Origin of the sequence: Duganella sp. Dugasp56, from assembly GCF_047304105.1 — a bacterium.
Lineage (GTDB): Bacteria > Pseudomonadota > Gammaproteobacteria > Burkholderiales > Burkholderiaceae_D > Rugamonas > Rugamonas hordei.
The window spans coordinates 118648-137435 of sequence record NZ_JBGLYQ010000002.1 but is presented as its reverse complement, the minus strand read 5'-3'; the positions used below and the strand labels follow the sequence as shown (position 1 = coordinate 137435).

Below are 18788 nucleotides of genomic sequence, written 5' to 3'. Positions count from 1 at the left end.
ATCGATAACAAGAAAAACTATCAAGGAGACCGCATTGAGATCGACGACGTGTAGTTTGATTCTGGCCCTGTTGCCCATGCTGGCCGGCGCGCAGACGGCGGTTTCCGCCACGCGCGCGCCCTGGGTGGCCGACCTGGGCGACGGCCGCTATCAGAACCCGGTGCTGCACGCCGACTATGCGGATCCGGACGCCATCCGCGTCGGCGATATGTACTACATGGTGTCGTCGAGCTTCAACAACGCGCCGGGACTGCCGCTGCTGCAGTCGTCGGACCTGGTCAACTGGGAACTGGTCGGCCATGCGCTGCCGGCCTTGCCGCCGGCATCCGTGTTCGCCGTGCCGCAGCCGGGCAAGGGCGTGTGGGCGCCGGCGCTGCGCCACCACGCTGGGAAATTCTGGATTTTCTATCCCGACCCCGACTTCGGCGTGTACGTGATGACGGCGGACCGGTTCGCCGGACCGTGGAGCGAGCCGCACCTGCTGCTGGCGGGTAAAGGCATCATCGACCCGGCGCCGCTGTGGGACGACGACGGCAAGGCATGGCTGGTCCATGGCTGGGCCAAGAGCCGCTCCGGCATCAACAACATCCTGACGCTGCGCAGCATGAGCCCCGATGCCACGGCGCTGCTCGACGCGCGCGGCAAGGACATCATCAACGGCGACCTGCTGCCGGGCTACCACACCATCGAAGGGCCCAAGCTGTACAAGGCCAACGGCTATTACTATGTGTTCGCGCCGGCCGGCGGCGTCGAGCAGGGCTGGCAGTCGGTGTTCCGTTCGCGCCGCATCGAGGGGCCGTATGAGGACAGGATCGTGATGGCGCGCGGCACCTCGCCCATCAACGGGCCGCACCAGGGCGCCTGGGTGGATGGCGCGGACGGCAAGGACTGGTTCCTGCACTTCCAGGACAAGGGCGCATACGGCCGCGTGGTGCACCTGCAGCCGATGCGCTGGCGCGACGGCTGGCCGGTGATCGGCGCCGAGGCCGGCCAGTCCGGCGTCGGCGAGCCGGTGGAGAATTACGACAAGCCAGCCGGCAAGGACCGCGGCGTGCTGGTGCCGCCGACCGGCGACGAGTTCGCGTCGCCGCGTCTCGGCCTGCAATGGCAGTGGAACGCCAATCAGGCCAAGGGCTGGTACGCGCTCGATGCGCGGCGCGGCCACCTGCGGCTGTACGCGCAGCCGGCCGCCGGCAGCGCGCGCATGGCGCCGTCGGTGCTGACGCAGAAATTCCCGGCTCCCGCCTTCACCGTGGAGACGAAGCTGGAGCCGCACGGCGCGCAGCTGCAACGCGCCGGCCTGGTGGTGCTGGGTGTGCAGTATGCCTGGCTTGGCCTGCGCCGGAGCGGCGGCGTCACGCAACTGGCGCTGTCGCGCTGCGAGACGCCGGCGCTGGCTTGCGTGGAGCAGGTCGAGCCGTTGCCGGTGACGGTCAAGGGCCCGGTCTACCTGCGCGCGCGGGTGGAAGAGGGCGCTCTGGTGCAGTTTTCATACAGCCTGGATGGCGTGGCCTACACGCCGGCGGGCAAACCCTTCCAGGCGGTTGCTGGCCGCTGGGTGGGCGCGCAGATCGGTTTGATGAGCCTTGCCGCCGAGGGCGTGCAAGACCGCCAGTCGTTTATCGATGTCGACTACTTCCGTGTCGGCCAATAAAACACAATCAGGAGACAATGCATGAATATTCGAATCGCCAGCGCCGTTGCCGCGCTGTTCCTGGCTGCCGGTCCGGCGGCCGCCGCAGCTTCGCAGTTGCAGGTGTTTCCGTTCGTGGAAGCGGTACGCTACTCGCATCACAACGACGACTACACGGTGCGGGTGCGCACGCCGGGTGGCGTCTGGCAGGATCTGTACGAGTACAAGGTCAAGGTTGACCTGGACAATCCCAGCGATGCCTCGATGGTCTATTTTAATTTCGACGGCCCGGTCGAGGTGGCGGTGCAGAAGAACAACGGCCGCTTCAGCGAAGTGAAGATACGGCCATCCGGCAAGGGCATCAAGCCTGTGGTGCGCGGCCGCACCGCGTACTTCACGCTGACGCGCCCGGAAAACCTGAGCATTGAGTTCGACGACGACCACCTGCACAATCTGCACCTGTTCACGCATGCGATCCGCAAGGACATGCCGGCCGCGCCGCCACGCGCGGCCACCGCGCCGATCGGCAACGGCACGCCGCCGGACTTCACGCAGCCGGTGGTGTACTTCGGCCCCGGCGTGCATGACGGCGAGTTCAATGTGCGCTCCAATTCCACCGTCTACATCGACGGCTCGGCGCTGCTGAAACGGCCGCTGATCGTCAACGGCGTGGAAAACGTCAAGATCTTCAGCGACGGCCTGTTCGACAGCGTCGATATGCTGACCATCAAGAATTCACGCCATGTGCTGATCGACGGACCGATCTTCTTCAACCAGCCGCACGGCACCATGCGCTGCATCACCTCGCAGGATATCGAGGAGCGCAGCATCCGCACCATCGGCGGAGGCAAGTGGTCGGACGGCCTGGGACACTTCGCCTGCGAGCGGGTGACCGTGGCCGACAGTTTTATCCGCACCTCCGACGACAGCGTGACGCTGTACAACCACCGCTGGGATATCTGGGGCAATACGCGCGACATCGTGGTCAAGGACAGCACCTTGTGGGCCGACGTGGCGCACGCGGTCATGATCGGCATACATGGCAACACGCCGACGCCGGCCCATCCGGAGCCTGAAGTGCTGGAGCGCATCCGCTTCAGCAATATCGACATCCTCGACCACGACGAGGACGATCCGGAATACGAGGGCGCGATCGGCATCATGGCCGGCGACGACAACCTGGTGCGGGACGTGACGTTCGAGGATATCCGCGTCGACCGCATCGAGGAGGGCAAGCTGTTCAACCTGCACATCGCCTACACGCCCAAGTACAACACCAGTCCCGGACGCGGCATCGAGAACATCCTGCTGAAGAATATCAGCTTCACGGGAGAGGGCGCGCCCAGCGCCTCGGTCATGTACGGCTACGATGCGCAGCACAAGGTCAAGAACATCGTCATCGACAATGTCACCGTGGGCGGGCGCAAGCTGACGGCGCCCGAAATCAACCTGCTCGATATCGGCCAGTTTGTCGAAGGCGTCAGTTTCAAGTAGTTTTTATGTTGTGGCTTCCAAGCTACAATTTACCGACAAGATATCGATAACAGAGAAAACCGTGGACATCTGAAAAGGATGTGATACCATCAATCCTGTTATCGATAACTTGCTTAGACGAATTATCCGATACGCAACAAGAAAAGGAGCGGCACTGCTCCATCACGCGCACAAAGCGCGGATCGCACAACAACGGAGACATAAAATGAAGATGAAGATCAAACACACGCTGCCGGTTTCCGCGCTGGCGTTGACCGTGGCGCAGGGCTTGTTCGTGGCGCCGTGCGCGCTGGCCCAAGCCCAGGCGCAGGGAGCGGATGCGCAGGACGTGACCGTGGTGGTGACCGGCATACGTGCCAGCGCCCGCAACGCGCTGGCGATCAAGAAGGACTCGATTGAAATCGTCGATTCCATCACCGCCGAAGACATCGGCAAGCTGCCGGATCCCAACGTTGCCGAGACCCTGACCCGGATCCCCGGCGTGCAGGGCTACCGTTATGGCGGCGAGGGCGCCTCGCCGGTCGGCGTCGGTTCCGGCCTGACCATCCGCGGCCTGTCCGGCCAGACGGCGTCGCAGGTCAATGGCCGCGCCTACTTTACCGCCGGCGGCCGCGAATACAATATCGAAGGCGCGATCCCGGCCATGATTGCCGGCGTCGACGTGTACAAGAATCCGACGGCCGAGCACATCGAAGGCGGCATCGGCGGCCTGGTGAATATCCGCACCCGCAATCCGAGCGACTTCAAGGGACCGACCGTGTCGCTGGGCGTGTCCGGCCGCTACAACGACCTGGCCAAGGAAAAGGATCCGGAGCTGTTCGGCCTGGTCGCCAACAAATGGACGCTGGAAGGCGGCGGCAAGCTGGGCGTGATGGCCGCCGCCGTCTACCAGAGCAGCACCGGCCGCTCCGACAACAACCCGGCCAACGGCGGCGCCAACTTCAAGCGCGCGGTGCGCGCCGACAGCGCCGAGTACAAGACGCTGGCCGCTGCCAACACCGCCAACAGCCCGAATCAGCCGCTGTCGAGCTATGTCGGCCGTTCCGACGTCAGCTATCTGGCCGGCGTGCCGACGCTGCCGACTTCGGCCACCGTCGGCGCCAACACGCCGAACCTGACGGGTCTGTCGGCCGAGCAGATCGGTAACATCATGACGGCGCCCGCCATCACCAACAACGCGTTCCAGGAAACCATCATGCGCGTGCGCCGCGGCCTGAACCTGGCCGCCGACTACCGCCATGACAACACGCTGCGCTTCTTCACCGAGTTCAATTACACCTACTACCTGTACCACCAGAACTACCGCGGCCTGAACTCGGTCGACGGCGCCAACGTGCAGAACCTGACCACCACGCCGTTCGCCTTCACCGAAGGCCTGGCCAACCGTAACATCAACGGCGGCAGCAACGATGTGCTGGCCAACCAGCGCCTGCTGGGCGGCACCTTCCTCAACTCCACCGTCAACACCGTCGGCGGCGACGAGCATACGCCTTACACCACCTGGATCGCCGCCGGCGGCGCCGACTGGAACCCGACCCCCGAGCTGGCGATCAAGGCCGAGTTCAACTACATCAAGTCGAAGAAGACCCAGGACAACCGCTCGGTCAACATGGACTCGAAGGCCGGCCTGTACTGGAACACCACGCGCCTGGCCGACGGCACGCCGCACCAGCTGAACTTCACGGGCCCGAACCTGGGCGATGCCGCGAACTTCGTGTTCCGCGACTACGCCAACGGCACCAACCAGATCACGGACGACAAGGGCAGCGCCAGCGCCATCAGCGGCAAATACACGGTGGGCGAGGGCTTGCTGCGCACCGTGAAATTCGGCACCCGCTACGCGAACCAGGAAAGCCGGTTCAACAGCTACAACTTCTCCGGCAAGCCGCTGACGGTGGACGGCCTGCCGCTGAACGCGGCCCGCAGCAACGGCATTTCGGCCGATACGCTGGGCGTGACGCAGCAGTCGCCGACCAACTTCATGGACGGCGACGCCGGCTACTCGGGCGGCTACGTGGTGTACACGCCGGGAGCGCTGCTGGGCAACCAGGTCGCCAACCTGTTCCCGAAGGCGGGCATCCCGCAGGATAACGCCTACGTCGAAAACATCGGCGCGCGCCGCTTCCTGCGCGAGAACACGCTGGCAGGCTACGTGATGGGCGAATTCTCGGCGCTGGACGACCGTATCACCGGTAACGTCGGTGTGCGCGTGGTGCGCACCGACAGCAAGGCGGTGGCCATGAACAGCCTGACGGCCGGCGTGTTCACGCCGACTTCCACCAAGACGAGCTACACCAACACCTTGCCATCGTTGAACCTGACCGGCTTTATCACGCAGGACTTCCTGGCCCGCTTCGGCTACGCCAAGGGTCTGACGCGCGCGCCGCTGGACCAGTTGAACCCGACCCTGTCGGTCAACACCGTGACCGGCACCGGCAACGCCGGCAACCCGGCACTGCGTCCGCAAACCGCCAACAGCTTCGACCTGTCGCTGGAACGCTACTTCAGCAAGACCAACTACGTGTCGGCGGCGGTCTTCGACAAGGAGATCGATGGCTTCTTCAACGGCATCGTCGAATGCCAGACCGTGGCCGGCGTGCCTGCCTACAGCGGCAGCCAGAACAACAGCTGCAGCAACGGCCAGTACCAGATCACCAAGTCGGTGAACTCGGAGAAGGGCGATGCGCGCGGGATGGAACTGGCGGGCCAGTACTTCTTCGACAGCTTTGCCGCGCCGCTGAAGAACTTCGGCGTGGCCGGTTCGTACACTTATGTTAAGACGTCGAACCCGGTCAACTTCGGCACCGCCGCCGCGCCGCGCATCGTCGATTCGATCCAGCCGTTCCAGTCCAAGAACAGCTACAGCGTCTCCGGCATGTACGAGGACACCAAGTGGTCGGCACGCCTGGTCTACACCTGGCGTTCGGATTCCATCCTGTTCGGCGCGTCGGCCAATCCTATCGATGCGCGCGGCATTTCCGCCACCGGCATCCTGGATGGCTCGGTCAACTACAACATCGACGAAAACTTCACCTTGTCGTTCAACGCCTCCAACATCCTCGACAAGGCGCTCAACCGCTTCGTCGGCGAGCCTGGCGCCTACCAGACCGGGATCGAGCGCCAGCACTATGCCAACGGCCGCACCTTCAGCCTGGCGCTGCGCTACAAGTTCGGCAAGTAATGTAATCGGTTGACAGCGGTACCGCATGGCGAGCTTCGGCTCGCCATGCGCGTTTGGCGGGCGGCTCGCCCCCGGCGATAGACATTTTCGACCCTTTGGCGTCTAATGAATTTTGGGACAGCTTAAGTTATGTGAAGAAATGAAACTATTCCAAGTATGCGCGATGACGGCAGGGGTGTTGCTTTCCTGGTCCGCCATGAGCGAACCGCTCCGGATTCAAACGATCCAGGGGCCACCATGGGGATTTGTCGGCAGCGACGGCAAGCCCACCGGCATGATGTATGAAATCGGAAATCGCATTGCGGAGGAGGCTGGGTTCTCTTACACAAACGCGCTGGTTCCCTACGCCCGCACCGCCCTCGAAATCGAAACCGGCGGCGCCGACTGTATCTTGCGGTTCAGCAATGAGCATATGGCGCGGGTCGCCGTACCGGTGGCCAGCGTTGCCACCATGCCCGTCATTTTGGTCGGCCCCAGCGGAACGCGTTACAACAACCTGGCCGAGTTGCGCGGCAAGACCGTCGGCGTGGTGCGTACCAGCAATTATGTGGAACAATTCGACAGCGACAGGGCGATCCAGAAGTACCCGGTCAACGATTACGTGACGATGGCGAAAATGCTGGCCATGCGGCGCCTGGACGCGGGCGTCGGCTCCAGCGTGGGCTTGTTTTACGGCGCCTATATGGCCGGCGTCAAACCGGAGGAACTTGGCGTTCCCCTGGTCCTGGGCAGCAACGATTTCATCTTGTTCCTTTCCAAGAAAAGCGCGAAGCCGGAAACGATCAGGGCGCTGAAGGGATCGGTGAGGAAACTCACTGCCAGCGGCGAGATCAAGAAAATCATGGGCAAGTACACCAGCTTCGATGTTGAATTGCCACAGAAATAGACCGCAAGGCGAAAAACGTCGCGCTCTCCACCCGGCTTGGCGCCGCTATTTTCCTGGCCGGCTCCCGACGCGCGACTGTGCCCATTTGACCGACTCGAACCAGGCGACGCTCAACGCGGCAAGCATGGCGCTGGCGAGCAGCAGCGGCAGGCCGGGCAGTGAAAACGCAAACAGTTCGCGTATGGTGTCCAGATAGAGCACCAACAGCAACAGCGACACGGCTGCAAGGCTGATCCAGGCAAACGCCCGGTTCGACGCATGCCGCCGCCATGACGGCAGGGACCAGCTGCGATTGACGTGGATCAGTCCCAGGTTGGACAGGATGAGGGCGAGGAAGGTGGTGGTGCGCGCGATGTCGTCGGACTTGCTGACGTCCCGGGCCAGCAGGTAAAGGCCCACCAGCATCAGCAGCAGGCCGCCCCCCTGCAGCAAGCCGCGTACCAGGATCTCGCGGTCGAACAAATGCATGTCCGGCCTGCGGGGCTTGCTCACCATGGCGTCCGCTTCCATCGGCTCCGCCTCGAACACGATGGAGCAGGCCGGGTCTATCACCAGTTGCAGAAACAGTATGTGCACCGGCATCAGCAGCATTGGCCAGCCCAGCGCCACCGGCAGGATAGACAGCCCGACGATGGGCACGTGCACCGCGACGATGAAGACGATGGCCTTGCGCAGATTGGCGAACAAGCGGCGGCCGTGCTGGACCGCCAACAGCAGCGACGAGAAGTCGTCCCTGAGCAGGACCAGCGCCGCCGCCTCGCGGGCGACGTCGGTGCCGCGCGCGCCCATGGCCACGCCGATGCTGGCCGCCTTGAGCGCCGGCGCATCGTTGACGCCGTCGCCGGTCATGGCGACGATGTCGCCCCGGCGGCGAAAGGCCTGCACCAGGCGCAGCTTCTGTTCCGGGGCGATGCGGCAAAAGACGTCGGTATCCTTGAGCCGCGCTTGCAGCGCCGTGTCGTCCATCTGCGCCAGCTCGGCGCCGGAGAGCACCCCGCCCGCTGCGCCGGTGATACCCGCCTGCTGCGCGATGGCCAAGGCCGTGGCCGGATGGTCGCCGGTGATCATCACCACGCGCATCCCCGCGGCGTGACATTGCGCCACCGCCCGAGGAACCTCCGGCCGCACCGGGTCTTGCAATGCGACCAGGCCGAGGAACACAAAGTCAAACACATGCTGATTGTCCGGCAGGCCGGCCGCCGGGAAGGTGGCGCTGGCGACGCCGATCACGCGCAAGCCGTGGTCCGCCATCGCCGCCACTTGCGCCGAGATGTCCGCCGCCCGCGCGGGATCGAGGTGGCACAGGTCGATGATGGCTTCCGGCGCACCCTTGGCCGCGATCAGGTATTCGGTGCGGTCCGGCGATTGCCACACCCGCGACATGGCCAGCATCTGCCGCGACAGCGGATAGTCGTCAATCAGGGCCCAGTCGGAATGCAGGTGTTCCGTGTTGGCCAGCAGGCGCGTGCCGGCCTGGCCGATGGCGGCCTCCATCGGATCGAACGCTTGCCGGTGGCTGGCGAGGACGGCATATTCGAGCAGGCCATGCAGCGCCTCTTGCAGCACAGCGGCGGCCGGGGCGCGGCAATCGTAGCTGGATTGTTCCGACCAAAGCCGCACCACCTCCATGCGATTGGCGGTGAGCGTGCCGGTCTTGTCGACGCACAGCACCGTCGTCGCCCCCAGCAATTCAATGGCGGGTATGCTGCGCGCCAGGATCTGTTCGCGTCCGAGCCGCCATGCGCCCAGCCCCAGGAACAGCGTCAGGATCACCGGCAATTCCTCGGGCAGGATCGCCATGGCCAGTGTCAACCCCGCCAGCAGCCCCTGCAGCCAATCCCCGCGCAGCCACCAATGGGCGAACGCTAGGCCGGCCGCGAGGCACAAGCCGCCGATGGCGACGGCCTTGACCACGGCGCGCGTTTCCAGCTGAATCGGCGTCAGCTCTCCGCCCAGCGCGGCAAGCGATGCGCCTATGCGCCCCAGCGCGCTGTGCGCTCCGGTGGCGATCACCAATCCGCTTGCCGTTCCTTGCGTGATCAGGGTGCCGGAATAGACGCGGCTTTCCACATCGCCGCCGGCGCCGGACGCGCCGTGCCTGCTCACCGGCACCGACTCGCCCGTGAGCATCGACTCGTCCACCGTCAGATTCGACGCGTTGAGCAGGTCGATATCGGCGGGAACGCGGTCGCCCTCCGCCAGCAGCACCAGGTCTCCCACCACCAGTTCCCTGCCGGCGATGCGCTCCTGCCTGCCGTCCCGCATGACCAAGGCGCGAGGACAGGACAGGTCGCGCAAGGCGTTCAGCGAACGCTCGGTGCGCCGTTGCTGGAAGAATGTGATGCAGATGACGATGCACACAAAACCCAGCAGCATCAGCGCTTCGTTGCGGTCGCCCAGCGCCAGGTAGATGACGCCGCAGGCCACCAGCAGCAGAAACATCGGCTCCGAGACCACGTCCAGCAGCAGGCGCCCAGCGCTCAGCGGGCGCGAGGTGGGCAACTCGTTCGGGCCGTTTTTACGCAGCCTCTCCGCGGCCTCCGAAGCGCTCAGGCCTTCATTTTGCAGTCGTGCCGACATGGAATCCATCCTATTTTCTGTGCAAGCGTAGCACATCGCATGCGGGAAATTGCCGGTGCCATCCGATGGTGCTCAGAATTCCTTAATGTCGCGCGGCGACCATGTCATTGCGCCGGCGAGGTTTCCGCCTCCAGCCTGGCCTTGACACTGTTTGACCAACGCAGAGGAGCATTCGATGAAAGATATTCAAGCCGCGCCCGGGGAGGGCGAAAACCACAGCCAAGTCCAAGGCACGATCCAGGTGTGGGACTTGCCCGTCCGCCTGGTGCACTGGCTGATGGTGTTCTGCTTTGCCGGGGCTTATCTGACGGCGGAAATGGACGCATGGCGCCTGGTCCACGTGACCTTGGGCTACACGATGGCGGCATTGGTCTGCTTCCGCCTGGGGTGGGGATTTTTCGGCACGTATCATGCGCGGTTTTCCATCTTTGTGCGGGGACCGCGGGCGACCCTGGCCTATCTCCGCTCCCTGCCAAGCGGACGGCCGCAGCATTTTACCGGACACAACCCCGCCGGCGCCGTCGCCATCCTGCTGATGCTGGCGATCGCCCTGGCGCTGACCGCCTCCGGTTGGCTGCTGTATGCCGAAAAGGCCGGCGCATGGATGGAGGAGGTGCACGAGCTGATCGCGAACCTGATGCTGGCCGTGATCGCCCTGCACGTTGCCGGCGTTCTGGTAGCGAGCCGGCTGCATCGCGAGAATCTGGTGAAGGCGATGTTCACCGGGCGCAAGCGCGGCGTGCAAGCCGGGCCGGCGCAAGGGCCGGGACTGCGCGGCGGCATCGCATTCCTGCTGCTACTGCTGGTGTTGGGATTCTGGTGGTGGCAAGGCAGCGGCGCGGATATCCCCGGCGACGGCAAGGTGGCGGCTTCGCGCGAGCGCAGCCATGCCGGAGCCGAGGATGACTGAGGTGTTTCGTGGGATAATCCTGAGATGCATATACTACTCGCGGAAGACGATAGATTGCTCGGTGACGGCCTGCAGGCGGGCTTGCGCCAGCTCGGTTTCCAGGTTGACTGGGTGCTGGACGGTGCGGCTGCCGCGCGCGAGTTGCGGACGCAACCCCCTTATGCCGCGGCCGTGCTCGATCTGGGGCTGCCGCTGAAGGACGGCCTGGCCGTGCTGGCCGAAGTGCGGCAGGCCGGCGTCATGGTGCCGGTGCTGATACTGACCGCACGCGATACGGTGCCTGACCGTATCCGTGGCCTGGATATCGGCGCCGACGACTATGTGGTGAAACCGGTGGACTTGTATGAACTGGCGGCGCGCCTGCGCGCCCTGATCCGCCGCTCCCATGGCCAGGTCCAGCAGTACCTGCGGGCCCGCGACATCGAGCTCGACGCCGCCGCCAGGATCGTGCGGCGCGCCGGCGCGGTGGTGTCGCTGTCGGCGCGCGAGTTTGATCTGCTGCAGGCGCTGATGCTCAATGCGGACCGGGTGTTGTCACGCGAACAGCTGGAACAATATCTTTACAGTTGGGGGCAGGAGGTGGAGAGCAATGCGATTGAGGTGCACATCCATAACCTGAGGCGCAAGCTGGGGGCCGATCTGATACAGACGGTGCGCGGCGTCGGTTACATGCTGTTGCGGGCGGCGGCCTAGCATGACGGGCCGCCCGGCGTCATTGCAAGGCCGCTTGATCCGATCGGTGTTGGCGGTGGTCACCCTGATATGGCTGCTTGCCGCCGGCCTGACCTGGTTCGATGCCCGGCATGAACTGGACGAACTGCTCGACGCCCATCTGGCGCAGTCGGCGGCGTTGCTGCTGACGCAAAGGCTGGGCGATTTCGACAGTGATGAGATCGCGCCCGGCACGCCGGGCGTCCGGCATGTCGCCTCCGCCACCGTCATGTTCCAGGTCTATCAGGCCGGCCGGCTGATACTGAAGTCCGACGATGCGCCGGACCAGCCCCTGATGGCGCGCGGCGCGGCGCGGCCCGGCTATGGCGTGGTGACGCATGGGGGGAAGTCCTGGCGCGCCTACGCGGCGCCGGACAGCGCGCGGCGACTCGATGTCTTTGTCGCCGAGCGCCTGGCATCGCGGCAGGAGATTTTGTGGGCGGTGCTGCGCAGCAGCCTGTGGCCGCTGCTGCCGGCCTTGCCGCTGCTGGCCGTCGCCACGTGGTGGACGGTGCGCCGTGGGACGGCGCCGATACGCGCGTTGAGCCGGGCGGTGCTGTCGCGGCAGCCGCAGGCGCTCGAGCCCATCGCGGTGCCGGGCCTGACGGTGGAACTGAGGCCGCTGCTGTCATCGATGAACCAGCTGTTCGAACGCATCGTGGAATTGCGCGATGCGGAGCGGCGCTTCACCGCGGACGCGGCGCATGAATTGCGCACGCCGATCGCTGCCATTCGCATGCAGGCGCAGGTGGCCGCGGCAGAGACCCAGCCGGAAGCGCGCCGGCACGCATTGGCGGCCACGCTCGACGGTTGCGATCGCGCGACCAGGCTTGTTGAGCAGCTGCTGACGCTGTCGCGGCTGGAAACCACCGGCGTGGTCGAGCGGAGGCCCGTCGAATTGCGGCAACTGGTGCGGCAGGTGCTGGCGGAGGTGGCGCCCAAGGCCGCGGGCAAGCAGCAGGAACTGAGCCTGGATGCGGAAAAGGAATGCCCGGTGCTGGGCGACGACATGCTGCTGATGGTCTTGGTACGCAACCTGATCGACAACGCCGTGCGCTACAGTCCGGCCGGCGCCCGCATCGCCGTGCGGCTGGTATGCCAGAATGAGCGCTTCAACCTCAGTATCGAGGATAGCGGCCCCGGGATCAGTCCGGCCCACCTGGCCAGGCTGGGTGAGCGCTTCTTCCGGGTGACGGGCAGCGGGGAGAGCGGGAGCGGGCTGGGATGGTCGATCGCGCGGCGGATCGCCACCACACATGGCTTCGAGCTAGGCGCGGGGAGCTCGGTGTCGCTTGGCGGCATGGCGGCCAGCGTGGCCGGACCACTGGCCGTGTACGCACAATAGGAAATGGCGGACAAAATGTCGATACTAAAAAATCGTAGCGCCGTACCCTTGCTGTGCGGCTGGGCCCTGGCTGTGTTGCTGCCCATGGCGAGCAGCGGCGCCGAAGTCAGGATGGCCTTCGGTGAAAAAATTCCGCCGTTCTGCTTTCCCGAGACCGACTCGGGCATCGAGATCGAGATCATCCGCGAAGCGCTGGCCTTTCGCGGCCACGTCCTCAAGCCGGCATATTATCCGTTTGCCCGCATCCCGATCGCGTTCAAGGCAGGCAGCGTCGACGCGGCCATGACGGACCTGGGCGAGAACATGGACAAGGCGGGCGGATACTATGGCGAGCCGGCGGTTTTTTATGACAACGTGTTCATCACTTTGAAGGAGCGCAACGTGACGATCAAGACGCCGGCGGATTTGCGCGGGTTGACCGTCATCGCGTTTCCCGGCGCCGCCAGGCGCTATCCCTTGTGGCTGGACGACGTGAAAAAATCCGGGCGATATTTTGAGCAAAACAACCAGTCGCTCCAGGTCATGACGCTCAATGCCGGGCACTACGATGTCGCCCTCAGCGATCGAAGCATATTCAGGTATTTTTCATCGGCGCTGCAGAAGACCAAGGATTTCCGTCCCAAGCCCGTGGTCATGCACAGCTTTGTGAAAATGAATCCCCAGGACTACCGCCCGGTATTCCGGGATCCCGTGGTCCGCGACGACTTCAACGCCGGACTGCGGCAGTTAAAGGCGGCCGGGCGGGTCAATGCGATCTATAAAAAATACCTGGGAGAGCAGCAGGACTAGCGCGCGGACGCCCTCGCCAAGGGCTTTTCGCCGGCCGTTGTAATCTGTTTGTAATCTGCGCGTAATGTTTGGGTCATGGGCTGGTTTCTATACTGGGTTTTTAACCTCGATAAAGGACTGGACCATGAAACGCTCACTCATTGCCGCCGCCACGCTGCTGGCGGCCAATCTCGCTGTCGCCGCGCCGTCGGTACACAACGTCGTGCTGGTGCACGGCGCCTATGCCGACGGCTCCGGCTGGAACGAGGTGATCGCCCGCCTGCAGAAAGCCGGCATGCACGTCACCTCGGTGCAGAACCCATTGACCTCGCTGGCCGACGATGCCGAGGCCACGCGCCGCGTCCTGGCGCTGCAGGACGGCCCGACGATCCTGGTCGGCCACTCGTGGGCCGGCACCGTGATCAGCGAGACCGGCAACGATCCGAAAGTGGCGGCGCTGGTGTACCTGGCGGCGCGCGCGCCGGATGTCGGCGAAGACTACGGCGCTTTGGCGGCCAAATTCCCGGCGCCGCCTGCCAGCGCGGGCCTGGTCAAGTCGCCGGATGGTTTTGCACAGCTGAGCGAGCAGGCCTTTGTGCGCGACTTTGCCGGCGACCTCGATCCGGCGCAGGCGCGCGTGCTGTACGCATCGCAGGGACGGATTTCGCAGACGCTGTTCTCCGGCCGTACCACGCAGGCCGCCTGGAAGAATAAACCCAGCTACTACGTCGTGTCGCAGAACGACCGCACCACGTCGCCGGAACTGGAACGCTTCGTCGCCAAGCGCATGGGCGCGAAGACCATCGAACTGGCGTCCAGCCATGTATCGATGATCTCGCACCCGGACGAGATTGCAAACCTCATCCTTGAAGCAGCGAAGTAATTACTGAACGCCGACCAGCACGGGAGTAGCGCTGCCCGTGCCGGCCTCGGTCACCATCAGGCGGTCGGCCTTGGCCGCCGCATCGCTGGCGGCCTGCGCGCGCACCGGCCCGATCATGGTGCCGTTGGCCATCCCCGCGTCGTTGGTGCGGAAGCTGCCGACCGGCGCCGCCTGGCTGCTGAGCGTCACGTTATAAACCGTATTCGGCTTCAGCTTGTACAGGAACACTTCCATCGCATCGACCACGCCCAGGTTGCGCACCACGACAAAGCCCTTGCCTTCGCCGGTTGTCGGCTTGAGCGCGATGTTGTGCGAATCCTGGTTCACGCGCGGCACCAGGTTGGAGCGGTCGTCGGCGGACGGCGCCACCTTGGACAAATACACCAGCGCTTGCGGCGCCTGCCCACCGGGCATGGTGGCGACGATCTTGTTGGTCGCGGGATCGATGACCTGCACGCCGTCGCCGTTTTCCAGACCGACGTAAATGCGGCTGCTGTCGTCGGACGTCCAGATCCCGTGCGGCAGGGCGCCGGTCGGGATGGTGGCCAGCAGCCTGGCTTCCTTGCCGGTGGTGTAGACCTTGACGACGTTCTCGCCACCTATGGTCACGTAGGCGCGCACCTCGCCGGCCACGGTGGCGAAGGCCAGGTGGTTGGAGATGAAGCCGGTGTCGATCACGCCGGTCACCTCCAGCGTCCTGGTGCTGATGCGGGTGACCTTGCCGACGTCCTTGTGCGTCATCCAGATCTCGCTGTAGTCGGGCGTGAATTGCAGGAACGGCGAGAACGGACTGACCACGCCGATGCGCTTGACGACGGTGTGCGTCGCCACGTCGATCACATCGACGGTCGGCGTAAAGCTCGACACGGCAAAGGCCAGCTTGCCGTCCGGGTGGAACTGCACCATGCCGGGACCGAGGTCGGTCTGGATGCGGCGCGTTTCCTTGAACGTGAGCGGATCGATGACGGAGATGTAGTCCTCGCCGCGCACCACCACCCACACCTCCTTGCCGTCGGCGCTGAAGAATCCCTCGTGCGGCGAGCGGCCCACATAGGTCTTGCCCTTGACCTTGTTGGTCGCGGTATCGATGAAGGTCACCGAATTGGAACCGTTGGAAATGGCGATCAGCGTCTTGTGATCCGGCGAGAAGCCCAGGCCGTGCACATTGATCTCGCCGCGATACAGCGGTGACAGCACGTCCGGCCGAGCGTTGCCCAGCTTGATCTGGCCCAGCAGCGTGTTGCTGGCGGGGTTGAAGACGGAAATGGTATTGGTGTTCTGGTCCGCGGTGTAGACGCGGTCCAGCGGCGACGGCGCGGCGGCGGCATAAGCCGACAGCAGCGTTCCTACCGCGAAAGCGATGGTTTTCATTTATTTGCCCCTTTATTGGTCTCTTGTGGTTGTCGTTGCAGCCAGGCCTGCATCACCTTGATTTCGTTCTGCTGTTCGGCGATGATGCCCAGCGCCAGGTTGCGGATCTCCGGGTCCTGGGTGTACAGCAGCACTGCTTTCGCCATGTCGACGGCGCCCTGGTGGTGCGGCATCATCATGGTGACGAAATCGTGTTCGCTCACGCCGTTCATCGGCGCCTGCTTCATGCCGGCGTCCATCACGGCCATGGCGTCGTCCATCAGCGCGTCGAAGGTTTTGGCGGTGCTGGCGACGAATGCCGGCGGCGGCTGGCCGCTGTCTGCGCTGTCGCCGTGGTGGTGATGTTCCTGGGCGCCCGCCTGCGACGCCGCCAGCGCCAGGGCGCCGGCGAAGCCTAGACGGAGCGCGCCGCGTAGTGCTCCACGTGGTGCGCGCATGGCCTTAACCGCGATACAGCGGGTTGGAGGCGACATACACCGTGACCTTGTGGTCTACACTGCCTGCCGGGGCGATTTTCGACAGGTCGAAGGCGGCTTCGTCGTGCAGCGTGTCAAAATGCCAGGTGAAGCTGGTGCCGTTGGACTGGAATTCCACGGTATCGCCGTTGTCGACGTTGACCCAGGGCGTGTTGGCGTTGATGACGATATGGCGCTGGGCGTTGGATGGCGCCACGGCGCTGCCGTATTCGGCGGTGCCGTTGGCGGCGAAAGCGGTGGAGGCGGCCAGGGTTGCGGTCAGGGCTGCGGTCAATGAGGCGATGCGGATGGCGTTGAACATGATGATTCCTATAGTGAGTTGACTGTCGGGGAGTCGATGCATTTGCTGTATCGATGGAGCCAGTCTAGAGAGCCGCCGCTGACGGGAAGATGACGTGCAAATGACAGATTTGTAATCCAAACGGCCTGCGGAAAAGCCGACAATGCTGCATCTGGAGGTAGATCATGAAAATTCTGGTTGTTGAAGACGAGCCGAAAGCGGGCGATTACCTGGTCAAGGGCCTGCAGGAATCCGGCTACGTGGCGGACCTGGCGCGCAATGGCGTCGACGGCCTGGCGCTGGCGCTGGAGCACGACTACGAACTGATCGTGCTGGACGTGATGCTGCCGCAAATGGACGGCTGGGCGGTGCTGAGCAAGCTGCGCGAGCGCAAACAGACGCCGGTGCTGTTCCTGACCGCGCGCGACGACGTGGCCGACCGCGTCAAGGGACTGGAGCTGGGCGCCGACGATTACCTGGTCAAGCCGTTCGCCTTTGCCGAACTGCTGGCCCGCGTCAAGACGCTGATGCGCCGGGGGCCGGTGCGCGAGATGGAAATGATACGCGTGGCCGACCTGGAAATCGACGTGCTGCGCCGCCGCGTCACGCGCCAGTCCACGCGCATCGAGCTGACCGCCAAGGAGTTCGCGCTGCTGCACCTGCTGGCCAAGCGCCAGGGCGAGGTGCTGTCGCGCACGCAGATCGCTTCGATGGTGTGGGACATGAACTTCGATTCGGACACCAACGTGGTCGACGTCGCCGTGCGCCGGCTGCGCGCCAAGATCGACGACCCCTACACCACCAAGCTGATACAGACGGTGCGCGGCATGGGCTATCTGCTGGAAGCGCGGTCATGAAGCTTCGTCCGCTGTCGTTGACGCTGCGCGTCGCGCTGCTGCTGTCGGCGGTCGCCATCGTCACCTTCCTGGCGGCCGGCGCCTACCTGTATCAGACGCTGGCGCGGCAGATGTCCTACCGCGACGACGTGGAACTGATCAACAAGGTGATGCAAATCCGCCGCATCGTGGCCGAGCTTCCGTCGCCGCAGGCCATCGCGCGCGACAAGCGGCCGCTGATGGACACGCTGTTCGGCCACAACGACTTCATGCTGCGCGTGAACGGGCCGGATGGCGCGCCGCTGCTGCAATCGTCCACCACTTCGCGGCCGCTGCCCAAGGTGGACAGCGTGCCGCCGCAGCGCGAGCTGACGCTGGACGACATCCACGACTGGATGCCGGCCATGGGGCGTGGCCGCATGGTCAGCGCGGTCGGGCTGGCCGGCGGCGAACCGGTCAAGATCACGCTGGCGCGCGAGCGCTCCGACCGGCTGCAACTGCTGCGTCGCTATACCTCGGATCTGCTGGCCGCGCTGTGTGGCGGCGCCGCGCTGGCCACCTTGCTCGGCTATGCGATCGTGCGCCACAGCATGCGCCAGCTGCGCTCCGTCATCGGCAAGGCCAACGAGATCAACACCAACCGTCTCAACACCCGTTTGTCGGTGGGCGACGCGCCGGTCGAGCTGCGCGAGATGGGCGAGGCCTTCAACGCCATGCTGGACCGGTTGGAGGACGGCGTGCAGCGCCTGTCCGGCTTTGCCGCCGACCTGGCGCACGACCTGCGCACGCCGGTCAACACGCTGATGGTGGAAACCCAGGTCGCGCTGTCGCGCCCGCGCACGGTGGAGGAATACCAGTCGCTGCTGGCGTCCAATTCGGAAGAGTACGAACGGCTGGCGCGCATGATCGAGAACACGCTGTTCCTGGCGCGGGTCGACAACGCCCAGCTGGCGCTGCAGCGCGAAACGCTGGACCTGCGCACCGAGCTGCTGCGCATCCACGACTACTTCGAGATCCTGGCCGACGACGTCGGCGTCGCGCTGACGGTCGATGCGCCGGCGCTCGAGGCGCATGTCGACCCGGTGCTGCTGCAGCGCGCCGTCAGCAACCTGGTGTCGAACGCGATCCGCTACACGCCGGCGGGCGGCGCGGTGCGCCTGTCCGCGCGCAGGATGGAGCAGGGCGTGGAGCTGGCCGTCAGCAATACCGGTGCCGGCATCGCGCCGGAACATTTGCCGCGCATCTTCGACCGCTATTACCGTGCCGACGCCGCGCGCTCCAACCAGGCCCATTCGGCGGGGCTCGGGTTGTCCATCGTCCGTGCCATCATGGAGTTGCACAATGGAAACGTCCGGGTCGAGAGTTTGCCGGGACAGACCACTACGTTTTACCTGCGGTTTGGTTCCGCGGACAAGTAAATAAAAAAATTAAAAA

Annotated in this window: 15 protein-coding genes; 11 read left to right on the top strand and 4 right to left on the bottom strand. The window is 64.7% G+C overall.

Annotated features, from left to right (window positions below):
* Positions 1 to 34 precede the first annotated feature (34 nt).
* The 4 genes from ACCD07_RS01675 (at position 35) to ACCD07_RS01660 (ending at position 7194) form a co-directional block, all read left to right on the top strand.
* Complete coding sequence (locus tag ACCD07_RS01675; protein ID WP_413446308.1) at positions 35 to 1654, top strand: glycoside hydrolase 43 family protein; 1620 nt, start codon at positions 35 to 37, stop codon at positions 1652 to 1654.
* A 21-nt stretch (positions 1655 to 1675) separates the two neighbouring features.
* The gene (locus ACCD07_RS01670; RefSeq protein WP_413446307.1) at positions 1676 to 3127 is read left to right on the top strand and encodes a hypothetical protein; all 1452 of its coding nucleotides are present in this window, start codon (positions 1676 to 1678) and stop codon (positions 3125 to 3127) included.
* Between the two features lie 205 nt (positions 3128 to 3332).
* Entirely contained in the window at positions 3333 to 6308 is a 2976-nt protein-coding gene (locus tag ACCD07_RS01665) for a TonB-dependent receptor (protein WP_413446306.1), read from the top strand.
* A 139-nt stretch (positions 6309 to 6447) separates the two neighbouring features.
* Positions 6448 to 7194: a substrate-binding periplasmic protein gene (locus ACCD07_RS01660; RefSeq protein ID WP_413446305.1), complete on the top strand. Its 747-nt coding sequence runs from the start codon at positions 6448 to 6450 to the stop codon at positions 7192 to 7194.
* A 45-nt stretch (positions 7195 to 7239) separates the two neighbouring features.
* On the opposite strand, the gene ACCD07_RS01655 is transcribed toward ACCD07_RS01660, so the two are convergent.
* Positions 7240 to 9774: a cation-translocating P-type ATPase gene (locus ACCD07_RS01655; RefSeq protein ID WP_413446304.1), complete on the bottom strand. Its 2535-nt coding sequence runs from the start codon at positions 9772 to 9774 to the stop codon at positions 7240 to 7242.
* Between the two features lie 175 nt (positions 9775 to 9949).
* On the opposite strand from ACCD07_RS01655, the gene ACCD07_RS01650 reads away from it, so the two are divergent.
* The 5 genes from ACCD07_RS01650 (at position 9950) to ACCD07_RS01630 (ending at position 14391) form a co-directional block, all read left to right on the top strand.
* Positions 9950 to 10684 (top strand): cytochrome b/b6 domain-containing protein, encoded by a 735-nt coding sequence (locus ACCD07_RS01650; RefSeq protein WP_413446303.1) that lies wholly within the window; start codon positions 9950 to 9952, stop codon positions 10682 to 10684.
* Between the two features lie 24 nt (positions 10685 to 10708).
* Entirely contained in the window at positions 10709 to 11377 is a 669-nt protein-coding gene (locus ACCD07_RS01645) for a winged helix-turn-helix domain-containing protein (protein ID WP_176654406.1), read from the top strand.
* Between the two features lies 1 nt (position 11378).
* Positions 11379 to 12740: an ATP-binding protein gene (locus ACCD07_RS01640; protein WP_413446302.1), complete on the top strand. Its 1362-nt coding sequence runs from the start codon at positions 11379 to 11381 to the stop codon at positions 12738 to 12740.
* A 15-nt stretch (positions 12741 to 12755) separates the two neighbouring features.
* Positions 12756 to 13529: a substrate-binding periplasmic protein gene (locus ACCD07_RS01635; RefSeq protein WP_353404067.1), complete on the top strand. Its 774-nt coding sequence runs from the start codon at positions 12756 to 12758 to the stop codon at positions 13527 to 13529.
* A gap of 124 nt (positions 13530 to 13653) precedes the next feature.
* Positions 13654 to 14391 (top strand): alpha/beta fold hydrolase, encoded by a 738-nt coding sequence (locus ACCD07_RS01630; RefSeq protein WP_353404068.1) that lies wholly within the window; start codon positions 13654 to 13656, stop codon positions 14389 to 14391.
* Here ACCD07_RS01630 and ACCD07_RS01625 read toward each other — a convergent pair whose 3' ends face one another.
* From ACCD07_RS01625 to ACCD07_RS01615, 3 genes are read right to left on the bottom strand one after another with little or no spacing between them, the layout of a single operon-like run.
* Entirely contained in the window at positions 14392 to 15762 is a 1371-nt protein-coding gene (locus tag ACCD07_RS01625; RefSeq protein ID WP_413446301.1) for a YncE family protein, read from the bottom strand.
* Positions 15759 to 16199: a DUF305 domain-containing protein gene (locus ACCD07_RS01620; protein ID WP_413446300.1), complete on the bottom strand. Its 441-nt coding sequence runs from the start codon at positions 16197 to 16199 to the stop codon at positions 15759 to 15761. The genes ACCD07_RS01625 and ACCD07_RS01620 overlap by 4 nt, the downstream gene beginning before the upstream one ends.
* Positions 16200 to 16203: 4 nt before the next feature.
* The gene (locus ACCD07_RS01615) at positions 16204 to 16539 is read right to left on the bottom strand and encodes a CzcE family metal-binding protein (RefSeq protein ID WP_413446299.1); all 336 of its coding nucleotides are present in this window, start codon (positions 16537 to 16539) and stop codon (positions 16204 to 16206) included.
* 164 nt (positions 16540 to 16703) lie between these two features.
* On the opposite strand from ACCD07_RS01615, the gene ACCD07_RS01610 reads away from it, so the two are divergent.
* Both ACCD07_RS01610 and ACCD07_RS01605 read left to right on the top strand, forming a co-directional pair.
* The gene (locus ACCD07_RS01610; protein ID WP_176654413.1) at positions 16704 to 17375 is read left to right on the top strand and encodes a heavy metal response regulator transcription factor; all 672 of its coding nucleotides are present in this window, start codon (positions 16704 to 16706) and stop codon (positions 17373 to 17375) included.
* The gene (locus tag ACCD07_RS01605; RefSeq protein ID WP_413446298.1) at positions 17372 to 18772 is read left to right on the top strand and encodes a heavy metal sensor histidine kinase; all 1401 of its coding nucleotides are present in this window, start codon (positions 17372 to 17374) and stop codon (positions 18770 to 18772) included. The genes ACCD07_RS01610 and ACCD07_RS01605 overlap by 4 nt, the downstream gene beginning before the upstream one ends.
* Positions 18773 to 18788 lie beyond the last annotated feature (16 nt).